A 13,395-nucleotide genomic window follows, 5' to 3' on the forward strand; every position below is an offset into this window, starting at 1 on the left:
CTCTGGAAAAGGGATTGTTTTAAATGAACCATCTGTAGTTGCTGTTAATACTGATACAAATAAAGTAGTAGCAGTTGGCTCAGAGGCATATGAAATGGTAGGAAGAACCCCAGGTAATATTCGCGTAATTCGCCCCTTGAAGAACGGTGTAATTGCGGACTTCGATATTACAGAGGAAATGCTGTCATACTTTATTGAAAAATTAAATGTAAAAGGTTTTATGTCTAAGCCTAATATTTTAATCTGTGCTCCTACAGGAGTTACTTCGATTGAACAAAAGGCTATTATTCAAGCAGCAGAAAAATCAGGTGGCGGTAAGGTTTACCTTGATTTCGAACCTAAGGTAGCTGCAGTAGGTGCAGGACTTGATATTTTTAAACCACAAGGTAATATGGTTATTGATATCGGTGGTGGTACTACTGATATTGCTGTCTTGTCCATGGGGGAAATCGTTACCTCACGTTCACTTCGCTACGCTGGTGATCGTATGAATCAAGCGGTTATTAGCTATATTAAGAATAAACATAATTTATTGATCGGTTCAAGAACTGCTGAACAAATCAAGATTGAAATCGGTAGTGCATTTGAACCTGATGAAGATCAACAAATTAAGGTTCGTGGTCGTGATGTAGTTGATGGCTTACCTAGACAAACTACAGTTACTGCCCCTGAAATTCAGCATGCTTTGCAAGATGGTCTTATGTCAATCATTGCAGCAGCTAAAGAAGTATTGGAAACTACGCCACCAGAACTTTCAGCTGATATCATTGATCGTGGTATCATGCTTACTGGTGGTGGAGCATTATTGAAGAATATTGATAAGTTGATATCATATTACTTGCAGGTCCCAGTTTTAACAGCTGACCATCCCTTGGAAGCTGTAGCCTTAGGTACTGGTACTTTGCTTAAGAATATTGAAAAACATCAACGACATTAAGTGAGGAGATTACTTGCGAAAGATTTTGATTTTTATCGTACGTATTTATCAGACTCTAATTTCGCCATTATTTCCACCGAGTTGTAGGTATTATCCTACGTGCTCTAGTTATATGATTGATGCTTTGAAAAAACATGGACCAATTTTAGGGCTAATTATGGGAATTAGTCGTATACTAAGATGTAACCCATTTATACGCGGTGGGGTGGACCCAGTTCCTGATAATTTTACTGTTTTTCGAAATCCACATCCTGAAAGATACGAAGATGAGATTATAGCATCTAAGTTTCACCCGGATAGCAAGTAGGAGGATTTATGTCTAAAAAGTTAGAAAATATTGATATTGAAGTTAATGAACTTAAGGGTAAGAATTTACCAACTTGGGAAGTTATTATTCCTAACAAGAAGTCCATTGGTTTAATCGAAAAAGTTGAAGGTCGTTATCGCGCTACTACGACTAAGAGTAGCAATGTATTATTTGCTAACAGTCTAGAAAGCAGTATTAATGACTTACTTTCATACTTTACATTGCATGAAAAATAAAATATAAGTAGTGATTATTTAATGGCAAAAGTTGAAAACAAAACAAGTCTAATTGACCGATTAGCATGGAATATAATTATTCCTGTGGCGTTATTGGCATTAATCAGTCTATATTGTATCTATATAGCTGCACTTGGAGATCCAAGTCACATTGGTTCACCTGTTAAAGCTGTAGTTATGCAAGCATTATGGTATTTGATTTCTATTGTAATTGTTGTAATTGTAATGCAGTTTGATGCAGAGCAATTATTTAAGATAGCACCAATATTTTTCGGAATAGGAATATTCTTGTTAATAGCGGTTTTGTTCTTCTATAATCGTAGTGTTGCAGCGGATACTGGGGCAAAGAGTTGGTTCAAGTTAGGACCTGTTACTTTTCAGCCATCTGAAATAATGAAGCCAGCATTTATCTTGATGTTGGCACGCGTAGTTAAGGATCATAACGATAAATATGGTCATACCATTAAATCAGATTGGCTATTGTTAGGTAAAATAGTTGCATGGCTTGCACCCGTAGCGATTTTATTAAAGTTGCAGAACGACTTTGGTACTATGCTAGTATTTATCGCAATTGTTGGTGGTGTAGTTTTAGTTTCTGGTATATCGTGGAAGATTATTGTTCCCCTATATGGAATAGTCATCATTGGAGCAATTGCAGTTATTCTAATGGTGGTAACGCCAGGTGGGCAAGCGTTTTTAAGTCATTTCTTTCAAGCATATCAGTTTGAAAGAATTAAGTCTTGGCTTAATCCATCAGGTGATACATCATCAGGTGCCTACCAGTTATGGCAAAGTATGAAGGCAATTGGGTCAGGACAACTTTTTGGTAATGGCTTTGGTAAAGCAAGCGTATATGTGCCAGTTCGTGGGTCTGACATGGTTTTCTCCGTAATTGGAGAGAATTTTGGCTTTGTAGGCTGTGTAAGTTTGATTTTAATTTATTTATACCTGATTATTCAAATGGTTAAAATTTCATTTAATACTAGAAATGCATTTTATTCATACATTTCTACGGGTGTTATTATGATGATTTTATTCCACGTATTTGAAAATATTGGTATGAACATTGATTTATTACCATTGACTGGTATTCCCTTACCATTTGTTTCTCAAGGTGGTTCAGCCTTGGTAGGGAACATGATTGGTATTGGTTTGATTTTATCAATGAAATTCCATAATCGAGACTACATGTTTAGCACCGCTGGTGATTTCTAGAATATAAATAAAAGAGGTATTTAAGCTTAAAAACTTAAATACCTTTTTTGATTAATAATATAAAAATTAGCCTTCTAACGCATTAGCAATTTCTTTGGCACGACATACTAAAACATCACATTTAGCAGTTCTAGTTACGTATTCTGTAACACTACCAATTAATAAACGTTCTACTGCGTTTAAACCAGTTGCACCAACAACGATTAAGTCAATATTGTGTTTCTTAGGGAAATCATGACCAATGATTGTCTTAGGTGAACCAAATTCGATTGAATAATGAGAATCAGTAACACCGGCCTTGTTAGCACGTGCTTGGTAATCCTTCATTCTCTTTTCAGCATCTTTAGAAACTTGTTCTACCATTGCTGAGTCAAAACTTGAAACATTTTGGAAAGAACGAGTATCGATGACATGTAAGATCTCTAATGTAGCATGATTGCGTTTGGCAATAGCAACTGCCTTGCTGAAAGCTAAATCGGCTTCTTTAGAACCATCAACGGAAACTTGAATATTCTTATATTGTGAAAGCATTGTCTAAACACCTCTTCCTGATATCTATTTTACCAAAATTTCATCTATTATTAGAAGGTTTATATTTTTATTTTTTGGAATCTGTAATTAAAAGACTAAAGGTCAAAATGGTTAGAGAGGCAAGGAATAGTGTGATCAAGTTAAGATATTTATTATCCATAAATAAAATGATAATTCCGATTGCGCTCTCTGCGATCAAAGCAATAGAAGTCCATTTTAAAATGTTGGTTAGGTGAGGATTACCGCCTACGTCATAGATTAAAAAATGTCCATTTCGTCTGTGCCACATATACCAAGCAGTTAAAAGCAAGAGTAGAATAAAAACAATCATTACAATTTTAATTATCATTTATTTTAACCTCATTACATAAAAAGACGGCCATTTAAGACCGCCTTTCCTGATATTCAAAAGAAATCCGAGTTGACTAAACAAAGCATAATGACGCTTGTTGAACCCGCAGTGTTCAAAATTTGAGCTAACATCGCAGCGAATATGGATCCTGTGACAAGACAGTATTCCGATTCGGTAGTTATTTGCTAACTCCCACGTCTTCTAGTTTGATCGGTCAACTTTATACATTTAAGCTTGTCGATCAACTCAGATCACTTATTATAATACGCAATCAGATTAGGTTTGTCAATAATATTGAATGCGCTATCTATTGTGATGTTTGCTCAAATTATCGCGTTGCATCTTCTTTAATTTTTGATAAATTAGCTTATACCTTTCTTCGACTTTAGAATTTCCTTTCGGGGTAAAGTAACTTGCAGTCAGAAGATTGTCTGGCAAGTATTGTTGGGCGACCCAATCATTTTCAAAATCATGAGGGTAAATATAATTAACTCCATGACCTAACTTTTTAGCACCAGCATAATGCGCATCCTTTAAATTAGCGGGAATAGAGCCAATATTTTTGTTTTTAACGTCATCAATTGCCCGATCTATGGCAGTAATAGCACTATTGCTTTTAGGAGAAAGAGTCAGCTCAATTACGGCATTAGCGAGCGGAATACGCGCCTCTGGAAAGCCCAGCGTTTGAGCAGCTTGAATAGCTAATATAGCATGTTCTGCAGCGCTAGGATTGGCTAGTCCCACATCTTCGTAAGCAATGACGGAGAGACGCCGACAAATTGAAATTAAGTCGCCAGACTCGATTAATCTTGCCAAGTAATGCAATGCTGCGTCTGTATCTGAACCGCGAATTGATTTTTGAAAAGCAGATACCAAATCATAGTGTCCGTCTCCAGAAGAATCAAAATTCTGCACCTTCATTTGAATAGAATCAGCCATTTCTTGCTGAGTAATTACAATAGAGTCTGTATCTTGATGATTATCTTTTAATTCTTGTTTGGTAGACAAAACCGCAAGTTCCAATGAATTTAAAGTAGATCTCAAATCTCCATTGCCTTTTTCGATTAAAAGGGCACGTGCATCATCCGTCAGCTCGACATGATAATTGCCTAAGCCATTTTCTTTATCCGTTAAAGCGCGGTCAATGGCATTCGATGCATCTTGAGCAGATAAAGGCTTTAGCTCAAAAATTTGGCAACGTGAACGAATAGCAGGGGAAATTGAAATATATGGATTCTCCGTTGTAGCCCCAATTAAAATGACTTGTCCTGACTCAAGCAAAGGCAATAAAAAGTCTTGTTTTGTCTTATCGAGTCTGTGAATTTCATCTAATAATAAAATGACGGTGCCACTCATTTTCCCTTCTGCGGCTACTTGCTGTAATTGCTTCTTTCCGTCAGTAGCTGCGTTCAACTTTCGAAAAGCATATTTAGTAGAACCAGCGATAGCACTCGCAATACTGGTCTTGCCAATGCCAGGAGGGCCATAAAGAATCATTGATGATAGAAGACGAGCCTCAACCATTCGGCGAATAATTTTACCAGGTCCAATTAGATGTTGCTGTCCGACAACTTGATCAAGAGTCTGTGGACGCATACGATAAGCTAATGGTTTCATTATTTTTCTCCGTGAAAAAGTTTATGCCAAAAGCTTTCTTTCTTTTTAGGCGCTTCTAATTCAGTTTTTGGCAACTCAGGAGCATAGACTTGTCCAATTTCAATTCTTTGACGATTAATAGCATTTTTGGAGACTACTAAAACAGCAGAATCTTCGGGTCCGGTTTTTGCAGTTTCATTGTTAACTAATGTAAATGGAATATTTTTCTTGCTGCAGGCTGCCTCGACATCACCTAGAAAACCATCATCAGTAATATTGCCGTTAATCAAAATAGTGTAGCCTTTAAAATCATCAATGTGTTGTAAGAAAAGACTAGTGAGTTTGGAATCTTTTACTTCAGCATTATTCATGCGTACATACACACGCTCACGCAGTGAACCTAAATATCGCCGGCGTTCATCCGGTTTAGTCTGTGGGGTTATTCCTTGCGCAGCTTGTTCTACGCGCTTACTTAAATCATCACTCATAAAATCATCCTTTCTTTATTACTATTAATTGTAACAAAAAAACCTTCCCCGATATTGGGAAAGGTTTTTGACAAAATAAAATGTAAAAATTAAAGTAACTTGTTGTACCATTCAACAACGAGTGATTCATCAATTTCTGGTTCCATTTCGTCACGTTCTGGTAAACGTACAAGAGTACCTTCCATCTTGTTGTCGTCAAATGAAACGAATGATGGACGTGCAGTAACTGCGTCTAAGGCATCCTTAACTTGTTGTAAGTTCTTTGACTTTTCCTTCAAGCCAACAGTTTGACCAACGCTGACTTCGTATGAAGGAATGTCAACACGCTTGCCATCAACAGTGATGTGACCGTGGTTAACTAATTGTCTAGCTTGTTCTCTAGTAGTAGCTAAACCGAGACGGTAAACAATACTGTCCAAACGACGTTCAAGCAAAATCATGAAGTTGGTACCGTGTTCACCTTCACGGATCTTACCAGCGCGAGTGAACAAAGTTCTAAATTGACGTTCGTTCAAACCGTACATCCAACGTAACTTTTGCTTTTCGTGTAATTGTTGGCCATATTCTGACAAACGACCACGGCCGTTAGGACCGTGTTGACCTGGAGCGTAGTTACGACGTGCGATTTCCTTACCAGTACCTGAAAGTGAGATACCTAATCTTCTTGAACGTTTCCAACTTGGACCTGTATATCTTGACATAAAAATCCTCCATAAAATTTAAAATAATAATTTCTGGAGTAAAATATTACAAATAAGTTCAACATTCGTGCATCTTGGATTTACATTTTCGCCCAATGCAGCGCGGGTTACTCGTTCACTTAAGCGTTTCAAGATGTTGACGTTCTTGTCACTTATTGCTGCAAATATTTTACACGAATAGTATTATATAGAGTTCAGAATAATAAATCAAGAAATACATCAGCTTTTGCACATCTTTAGGCTATGTTTTGTTATAATTATTGTAGTTTTGGAGGATAAACAATGTCATCAATTCAAACTATTATTATTGTCGCCGTTGTAATCCTTATTATTGTAGTCGTTGCTTTAATGTTGCTCATTAATCGTAAGCAATTGCGAGAAGTCGAGGTAATCGATGCAGCTCTTAATGAAATCGAAGAGATGCACCTTGAAGATGATATCAAACGACTGAATAAAATGGATTTGGCGGGCGAAAGTCTAACCACATTAAATACTTGGCGTAAGAGTTATAAAGAAGCTTCAACTAAAAAATTGCCACGCGTAAAGAAGTTAGTTGAAGAAGCGGCAAATGAAAATGCAACTTACAAACTTTTTAAAGCCAGAAAGAAAATAAAAGAAGCACAGCAAATAATTAAACCGACTTTAGAAGATGCTCGCAATACTAAGGCAGTGTTTACTGAATTGCTTGAATCCAATAAAGAAAATCAAATTCAGTATGATGCTTTAATTAAAGTCTATCGTGAATTGAGAAAAGATGTTTTAGCTAATTCATTTGAATATGGTACAGCAATTGATCAAATTGAAGATCAACTTGCTTCAATGGAGAGCGATTTTGAAGAAGCTAAGAATCTTTCATCTCAAGGGGATCACGTAGAGGCTAAGCGAGTTTTATCTAAGATTCGCATGTCTTTAGCAGCTTTACAAAAACAACTGCCTAAAATCAAAGATAGCTATCATCAATTAGAAGTAGTTTTCCAAGATCAGCTTAAGGAATTATCTAATGTTTATAAGAAGATGATTTCAGAAAAGTACTATATTACTAAGGTTGATGTTTTAAGCAGAATTAAAGACATTCATGATCAGATTGATAGTGCTCGTAAATTATTGGCAGAACTAAAAGTCGATGAATTAGCTAACGAAAATAAAAAGATATCTAGTGAAATCGATGGCCTTTATGACATTTTAGCTAAGGAATATAAAGCTCGTCCTTTTGTCGAAAAGAATCAAAGCAAGATGCTAGCTTTAATTTCTCACCAGCAAACGGCATCTAAAAAGTTAGTTGAGAAATTGCAACATATTGATGAGAGTTATGAATTAACTCATGGCGAACTTGAAAAAAGCAAAGAGCTTGAAAAAGAAGTTAATAACATGAATCGCCAATATACAGTTGATACGCAAAATATAGCTGATGGCAAGGGCGTCTATTCTGCAATTCAAGATTCATGGTTAGAAATGTTAGATCGCTTGCGTGAGATTGATGCTGAGCAAATTAAAATGTCGACAGATGTTGATGGCCTATACGATTCAGAAAATGTTGCTAATGATTCAATTAAGCACTTTAAGCAAGAGGTTTCATTAGTTTATCGCCGTCTTGAAAGACGTAGTTTGCCAGGGAATCCAGATAGCTTTATTCAAATGTATACTTTAGTCGTTAACGAAATTGGTCATGTTAGTGATGAATTAAGTCAAGTCAGAATTAATATGGAAAAGATTTCTAACGAATTAATTCAAATTTCTGATGATGTTGAACGACTTAAGCGTGAAGCAGACGATATTATCAATTCTGCTAACTTAGTTGAGTTAACGATGCAGTATTCAAATAAATATGCTGATAAGGATACGGTTAAGCAAGCACAAAAGAAGTCGATGCAACTTTACGATGAATATAATTATAAGGAAGCATTGGATACCATTGCTACTGCAATTGAAAAAGTAGAGCCAGGTAGCTATCAACGACTTGAAAATGCATATTATTCTGAACAAAAAGAATAAATAATTGAAGCTTTTCATTATTTAAGCTAAAATCTAATAGTCACTAAACGGTCAAGTAGTTGACCGTTTTTTATTAGGGGAGTTTTGAACGTGATTTATTTTGATAATAGTGCAACAACAAAAATAGATCCTCAAGTTTTAGATACCTATAATAAGGTAGCAACTAATATTTGGGGCAATCCTTCAAGTTTGCATAAGATGGGTGACCGTGCGCATCAAATGCTTGAAGCTTCACGCAAACAAATTGCAGACTTGTTGGGCGTTAAACAACATGAGATTTTCTTTACCTCAGGTGGTACAGAATCAAATAATACTGCAATTAAAGGAACAGCAATTCAAAAGCGTGAATTTGGTAAGCATATTATTACTTCCAGCGTAGAACATGCTTCTGTAGCTAATAGCTTTAATACTTTAGAAAATTTGGGTTGGCGCGTTACACGTTTGCCAGTTGATAAAGAGGGTAGAGTTAATGTCAACGATTTGAGAAATGCCATTGACTCAGATACTACTCTGGTTTCAATTATGGGTGTCAATAATGAGATCGGCACGATTCAACCAATTGATGAAATCAGTGATTTGCTTGAAAATTATCCAACTATTCAATTCCACGTTGATAATGTTCAAGCTTTAGGTAAGAATATTTGGGATAGGGTCTTTACACCACGAGTTGATTTATCAAGTTTATCAGCGCATAAGTTCCATGCACCACGAGGCATTGGTATCCTTTACAAAAAAGAAGGCAAAATGCTTACTCCGCTTCATGATGGAGGTGGCCAAGAAAAGGGACTTCGTTCCGGTACCGAAAACTTACCAGCTATCGCAGGTATGGCTAAGGCTATTCGTTTGCTTTTAGAAAACGAACCTGAAAAGGCAAGCCGTGAAGCAGCAATTAAGGCTAAGATCGTTGACTATTTGAAAGATAAACCGGGTATCGATATCTTTTCACCAGTAAGCGACGGTTTTGCACCACATATTCTTTGCTTTGCATTAGAAGGAATTCGTGGTGAAACCTTAGTTCATACTTTAGAAGATCAAGACATTTATACCTCAACTACTTCTGCTTGTGCATCAAAGACTGCAGATGAAGCCAGCACCTTGGTTTCTATGCGAATTGATGATAAGATTGCTACTAGCGCAATTCGTTTGAGTTTTGATGAAACAAATACGCTTGAGCAGGCAGATGAGTTTATCAAGGTCTTTGATAAGATTTATAATCATTTTGCTAAAATTAATCACTTGGGAGAAAATTAATGGAATATACAGAAGTTATGGTCCGTTACGGGGAACTCTCAACTAAGGGAAAGAACAGAAAGGACTTCATCAATCGTTTAGCTAGCAACGTTGAAAAGGTCTTAAAAGATTTCCCTCAGATTGACTTCCATCCTCGTCACGACCGGATGCATATTGTTTTAAATGGCGCACCTTTTGCGGAAGTAGATAAGCGCTTGAAGAAAGTGTTTGGTATTCAAACCTATTCACCAGCTATTAAGATTCCTAAAGCTTTAGAAGATATTGAAAAGACTTCTTTAGAATTAATGCAGGAAACTTTTAAGCCGGGCATGACCTTTAAGGTTAATACTAAGCGTAGTGATCACAAGTTTGAATATGATACTAATCAACTTAATAACTTGGTTGGTGATTACTTATTTGATCATATCGATCACTTGAAGGCTGAAATGAAGCACCCTGATTTAGTACTTAGAATCGAAGTGCGTCAAGATGCCGTTTATATTTCTAACCAATTGCTTCATGGTATTGGCGGGATGCCTGTTGGTACTGCTGGCAAGGCCGTAATGATGCTTAGTGGTGGTATTGATTCACCAGTTGCTTCATACCTTGCAATGAAGCGTGGAGTTGATATCGAAATGGTGCACTTCTTTAGTCCTCCTTACACTACTGAAAAGGCTTTGGCTAAGGCTAAGGAATTGACTGGTATTTTGGCAAATTATGCAGGTAAGATTAACTTTATCGCTGTGCCATTTGCTGAAATTCAAGAAACTATCAAGGAAAAGTTGCCAGAAGGTTACTTGATGACTGTGCAACGTCGTTTCATGTTGCAACTTGCAGACCGTATTCGTGCTAAGCGCGGTGGTCTGGCAATCTTTAACGGTGAATCTGTTGGTCAAGTTGCTTCACAAACTTTGCAATCAATGGTTGCTATTAACGATGTGACAACTACACCAGTTATTCGTCCAGTTGCTACAATGGATAAGACTGAAATTATTAAATTGGCAGAAGATATTGGTACTTTTGATCTTTCAATTCAACCATTTGAAGATTGTTGTACTATCTTTGCTCCACCACGTCCTAAGACTAAGCCAAAGCTTGATAAGGCTCGTGAATATGAAGCTCGTCTTGATGTTGAAGGCTTGATTCAAAGAGCGATGGACGGAATTGAAGTAATGCCAATTTATCCAAACGAAAAATTTATCAACGATAAGATCGAAGAAGATCAAGACTTGTTGTAAAAAATTATGCCGACAGAATGATCTGTTGGCATTTTTTGTATAAAAGGAAAAATAATGAGGATTGGAAAATTACTAAGAGAAAGTAGATTGGCAGCTGGACTTACTCAAACTGAAATGGTGGCAGGAGTTGTTTCAGAATCGTTTTATTCAAAAGTTGAACGTGGGATTCATAGTATTGATGCTGATACCTTAATTGAAATTTTGAAAGCAAATCATATTAATCCAGTTCAATTCTTCTCCAAAACGCTGGATGGTCCAATCCAGGAATCACCGCATAAAAAGAGTCTACAGGATGCTAGCTTTATGGCGAATAAAATAGCAAATAGTGCTAATAAACGAGATTTAGAGAAACTAGGTCAACTAAAAAAGGAGATTGATCAAGCTGAAGAACAAGGTAAACCATATTATATTTGGATCCCTTATATATTGGAGTTAATGACTGCCTGGATAACTCATTCAACTGATGATATATCAGAACCGGTTAAAAAGAAGATACAACATTTATCTAAAGGAAATAATTGGGGATTCCTCAACTATGAATATTTAGGGATGGCTTTTATTGCCCTAACTCCAGAACAAGTACTCAATTTTTCTCATACTGCTTATCAAAGCTATGTAAAAAATTCAGAAAACATCTTAAGTTATACAAATACAGTTGGAATTGCTAATTTAGTGATTGATTTCTTAATGTATGCGTATATACACAATTTTAATAAAGAATTATGCGCAGAAACATTTGCTTTTTTTGATAAAAATATTCCATATGAAGCAAGCTTTTATCAACATAGAGTAATAGTCAGACTTTATAAGACCTTGTTTGATAATGATACTGAGAAAGTAGATTTCTATACCCGCTTGTTGGAGGAAGATAATTTTACTTTTTGTTTGGAGAATGTACCAGTTGCTAAAAAGGATGGTTCTCATGCGCATTGATAAATATTTAGCTAATATGAACGTCGGCTCTAGAAAAGGAGTGCACGTTTTAATTAAAAAAGGCATTATCACTGTAAATGGTGATGTGGTAAAAACACCGAAACAGCAGGTTAAGGAATCCGATGAAGTATTGGTAGATGGACAAGAGGTTAATTATCAAAAATATCATTATTTCTTGATGAACAAGCCCAAGGGCGTACTTTCGGCAACTGAAGACCGTAGTCAAAGAACAGTAATTTCATTGCTCAAGCCGCAGGATCAATATCAAGGAATTACGCCAGTAGGGCGACTAGATAAAGATACAACTGGCTTGCTTTTGCTTATTAATGATGGCCAACTAAATCATGAATTGCTTGCTCCTAATAAGCACGTTGATAAGATTTACCGCGCGAAAATTGCAGGCGTAGCTGATGACGAAACTGTGAAAACTTTTGCTAGTGGAATGACTTTAGGGGATGGAACTAAGCTTAAGCCAGCAGAGTTGAAGATTCTGGCGCAGGATGAAGAACATGATAGTTCTGAAATTGAAATCAAAATTCGTGAAGGAAAATATCATCAGATTAAGCGCATGTTTGGTGCGGTAGGGATGAAAGTGGTTGAACTTGAACGAATTTCGATGGGAAATTTGAAATTGCCGGAGGATTTAAAGCGCGGTAATTATATTGAATTGAGTTTAGATGAAGTAAACAAAATTAAATAGGACGGAATAAATAGATGACAATCGGTGAAGCATTAAAAAGCCGGCGTTTGCATGCGAGAATGAGTCAGACAGAAATGGCGGCAGGAATTGTAAGTGAATCTTTTTATTCTAAAGTTGAACGTGGTGTGCATGCAATTGATGCAGAAACTTTAATTAAAATTTTGTCGGTTCATCATTTTGATGTTACTGGATTTTTTGCACAAATTAATAATCAGTCGTCTGCTGGACCTTTTTTTGAATTAACTAGTGAGATTACTTTTGCTCAAAATAAAAGAGATGTAAAAGAGATGTAAAAGCGCTGGATAAAATTAAGCGAAAAATTGAAAATGGGGAGGTACAGGCTCCGTTATGGCTTAAATTCAAGTTGGAATTAGCTTATGCTCGGGCATTACGCTCAAATGATCAAATTTCTCCTGAAATGAAGAAAAAAATAAAGAAACTGGTTTTGAATGAAAATTGGGATCGGACATCTTATCATTTTTTGAGTCAAGCAGTAATTTTCCTGGATGTTGATGATTCAAAGCAGTTAGTGGAGGCTGCTTATGCTGCATATCGTAAACATCCAGCTACCGATACCTTTACTTTGCAGTTTATGGCTTTTATTACGATAAATTATTTGAATTGTTGCTATCATCAACATGCTAATAAGAGTTATACGGAAAGTACATTTAAGTTTTTGCAAGAATTGCCGGTAGATCCTGCAATTGGATTGGAAAAGTTGATAGGCAAGTTCTATCAAGCTGTTTTTAGTGGTGATGAACAGAAAGCCAGATCTTTAAAATCAATTATTCAAGACTGTGGTTATGCGTCAATAATTGATGATGTTGAAATTGATGAATAAATAATAATCGCATCCTTTAATCTTTTTTAGCTTGAGGGGTGTGATTTTTTTAATAAAAATAGTCGTTTTGGAAGATTTCGAGACTTTTATCTCAAGTG

Annotated in this window: 16 protein-coding genes; 11 read left to right on the plus strand and 5 right to left on the minus strand. The window is 36.2% G+C overall.

Annotation, left to right across the window (positions count from 1 at the left end):
• The 4 genes from mreB to FC37_RS01260 form a co-directional block, all read left to right on the plus strand.
• A partial coding sequence (gene mreB, locus FC37_RS01245) for a rod shape-determining protein (RefSeq protein WP_056945449.1) occupies window positions 1–937 on the plus strand: 937 nt, incomplete at its 5' end.
• A gap of 13 nt (window positions 938–950) precedes the next feature.
• Entirely contained in the window at window positions 951–1,244 is a 294-nt protein-coding gene (yidD, locus tag FC37_RS01250; RefSeq protein WP_025005091.1) for a membrane protein insertion efficiency factor YidD, read from the plus strand.
• Window positions 1,245–1,252: 8 nt separating this feature from the next.
• Window positions 1,253–1,480, plus strand: a complete 228-nt coding sequence (locus FC37_RS01255) for a DUF2969 domain-containing protein (RefSeq protein WP_025005090.1) — start codon at window positions 1,253–1,255, stop codon at window positions 1,478–1,480.
• 21 nt (window positions 1,481–1,501) lie between these two features.
• Entirely contained in the window at window positions 1,502–2,695 is a 1,194-nt protein-coding gene (locus tag FC37_RS01260; protein ID WP_056945450.1) for an FtsW/RodA/SpoVE family cell cycle protein, read from the plus strand.
• Between the two features lie 66 nt (window positions 2,696–2,761).
• On the opposite strand, the gene FC37_RS01265 is transcribed toward FC37_RS01260, so the two are convergent.
• The 5 genes from FC37_RS01265 to rpsD all read right to left on the minus strand — a co-directional run bounded on the left by FC37_RS01265 (window position 2,762) and on the right by rpsD (window position 6,363).
• Window positions 2,762–3,226, minus strand: coding sequence for a universal stress protein (locus FC37_RS01265; RefSeq protein ID WP_014919062.1), 465 nt, complete (start codon window positions 3,224–3,226; stop codon window positions 2,762–2,764).
• A 67-nt stretch (window positions 3,227–3,293) separates the two neighbouring features.
• On the minus strand, window positions 3,294–3,575 hold the full coding sequence (locus FC37_RS01270) for a hypothetical protein (protein WP_025005089.1): 282 nt from the start codon (window positions 3,573–3,575) through the stop codon (window positions 3,294–3,296).
• Between the two features lie 306 nt (window positions 3,576–3,881).
• Window positions 3,882–5,195, minus strand: a complete 1,314-nt coding sequence (locus tag FC37_RS01275; protein ID WP_025005088.1) for a replication-associated recombination protein A — start codon at window positions 5,193–5,195, stop codon at window positions 3,882–3,884.
• Window positions 5,195–5,662: a YueI family protein gene (locus FC37_RS01280; protein ID WP_025005087.1), complete on the minus strand. Its 468-nt coding sequence runs from the start codon at window positions 5,660–5,662 to the stop codon at window positions 5,195–5,197. The genes FC37_RS01275 and FC37_RS01280 overlap by 1 nt, the downstream gene beginning before the upstream one ends.
• Before the next feature lie 89 nt (window positions 5,663–5,751).
• Window positions 5,752–6,363, minus strand: a complete 612-nt coding sequence (gene rpsD / locus FC37_RS01285; RefSeq protein WP_025005086.1) for a 30S ribosomal protein S4 — start codon at window positions 6,361–6,363, stop codon at window positions 5,752–5,754.
• A 282-nt stretch (window positions 6,364–6,645) separates the two neighbouring features.
• Here rpsD and ezrA point away from each other — a divergent pair, with 282 nt between their 5' ends.
• The 7 genes from ezrA (at window position 6,646) to FC37_RS10650 (ending at window position 13,297) form a co-directional block, all read left to right on the plus strand.
• Window positions 6,646–8,355, plus strand: a complete 1,710-nt coding sequence (gene ezrA / locus FC37_RS01290; RefSeq protein ID WP_025005085.1) for a septation ring formation regulator EzrA — start codon at window positions 6,646–6,648, stop codon at window positions 8,353–8,355.
• Window positions 8,356–8,445: 90 nt separating this feature from the next.
• Window positions 8,446–9,606 (plus strand): cysteine desulfurase family protein, encoded by a 1,161-nt coding sequence (locus FC37_RS01295; RefSeq protein ID WP_056945451.1) that lies wholly within the window; start codon window positions 8,446–8,448, stop codon window positions 9,604–9,606.
• Window positions 9,606–10,823: a tRNA uracil 4-sulfurtransferase ThiI gene (thiI, locus tag FC37_RS01300; RefSeq protein WP_025005084.1), complete on the plus strand. Its 1,218-nt coding sequence runs from the start codon at window positions 9,606–9,608 to the stop codon at window positions 10,821–10,823. The genes FC37_RS01295 and thiI overlap by 1 nt, the downstream gene beginning before the upstream one ends.
• 87 nt (window positions 10,824–10,910) lie before the next feature.
• Window positions 10,911–11,756, plus strand: coding sequence for a helix-turn-helix domain-containing protein (locus tag FC37_RS01305; protein ID WP_236697252.1), 846 nt, complete (start codon window positions 10,911–10,913; stop codon window positions 11,754–11,756).
• Window positions 11,746–12,456 (plus strand): pseudouridine synthase, encoded by a 711-nt coding sequence (locus FC37_RS01310; RefSeq protein ID WP_025005082.1) that lies wholly within the window; start codon window positions 11,746–11,748, stop codon window positions 12,454–12,456. The genes FC37_RS01305 and FC37_RS01310 overlap by 11 nt, the downstream gene beginning before the upstream one ends.
• A 14-nt stretch (window positions 12,457–12,470) precedes the next feature.
• Window positions 12,471–12,749, plus strand: coding sequence for a helix-turn-helix domain-containing protein (locus FC37_RS10645; protein ID WP_025005081.1), 279 nt, complete (start codon window positions 12,471–12,473; stop codon window positions 12,747–12,749).
• Window positions 12,750–12,901: 152 nt separating this feature from the next.
• Complete coding sequence (locus tag FC37_RS10650; RefSeq protein ID WP_236697253.1) at window positions 12,902–13,297, plus strand: hypothetical protein; 396 nt, start codon at window positions 12,902–12,904, stop codon at window positions 13,295–13,297.
• Window positions 13,298–13,395 lie beyond the last annotated feature (98 nt).

The sequence above is a fragment of the Lactobacillus gallinarum DSM 10532 = JCM 2011 genome, assembly GCF_001434975.1.
GTDB classification, from domain to species: Bacteria; Bacillota; Bacilli; order Lactobacillales; family Lactobacillaceae; genus Lactobacillus; species Lactobacillus gallinarum.

What these genes read in the sequence shown, in the direction of transcription:
- FC37_RS01255 (WP_025005090.1), top strand. Translation starts at nt 1,253, where the DNA reads ATGTCTAAAAAGTTAGAAAATATTGATATTGAAGTTAATGAACTTAAG.
- ezrA (WP_025005085.1), top strand. Translation starts at nt 6,646, where the DNA reads ATGTCATCAATTCAAACTATTATTATTGTCGCCGTTGTAATCCTTATT.
- FC37_RS10645 (WP_025005081.1), top strand. Translation starts at nt 12,471, where the DNA reads ATGACAATCGGTGAAGCATTAAAAAGCCGGCGTTTGCATGCGAGAATG.
- FC37_RS01280 (WP_025005087.1), bottom strand. Translation starts at nt 5,662, where the DNA reads ATGAGTGATGATTTAAGTAAGCGCGTAGAACAAGCTGCGCAAGGAATA.
- FC37_RS01310 (WP_025005082.1), top strand. Translation starts at nt 11,746, where the DNA reads ATGCGCATTGATAAATATTTAGCTAATATGAACGTCGGCTCTAGAAAA.
- FC37_RS01270 (WP_025005089.1), bottom strand. Translation starts at nt 3,575, where the DNA reads ATGATAATTAAAATTGTAATGATTGTTTTTATTCTACTCTTGCTTTTA.
- FC37_RS01260 (WP_056945450.1), top strand. Translation starts at nt 1,502, where the DNA reads ATGGCAAAAGTTGAAAACAAAACAAGTCTAATTGACCGATTAGCATGG.
- thiI (WP_025005084.1), top strand. Translation starts at nt 9,606, where the DNA reads ATGGAATATACAGAAGTTATGGTCCGTTACGGGGAACTCTCAACTAAG.
- FC37_RS01265 (WP_014919062.1), bottom strand. Translation starts at nt 3,226, where the DNA reads ATGCTTTCACAATATAAGAATATTCAAGTTTCCGTTGATGGTTCTAAA.
- FC37_RS01275 (WP_025005088.1), bottom strand. Translation starts at nt 5,195, where the DNA reads ATGAAACCATTAGCTTATCGTATGCGTCCACAGACTCTTGATCAAGTT.
- rpsD (WP_025005086.1), bottom strand. Translation starts at nt 6,363, where the DNA reads ATGTCAAGATATACAGGTCCAAGTTGGAAACGTTCAAGAAGATTAGGT.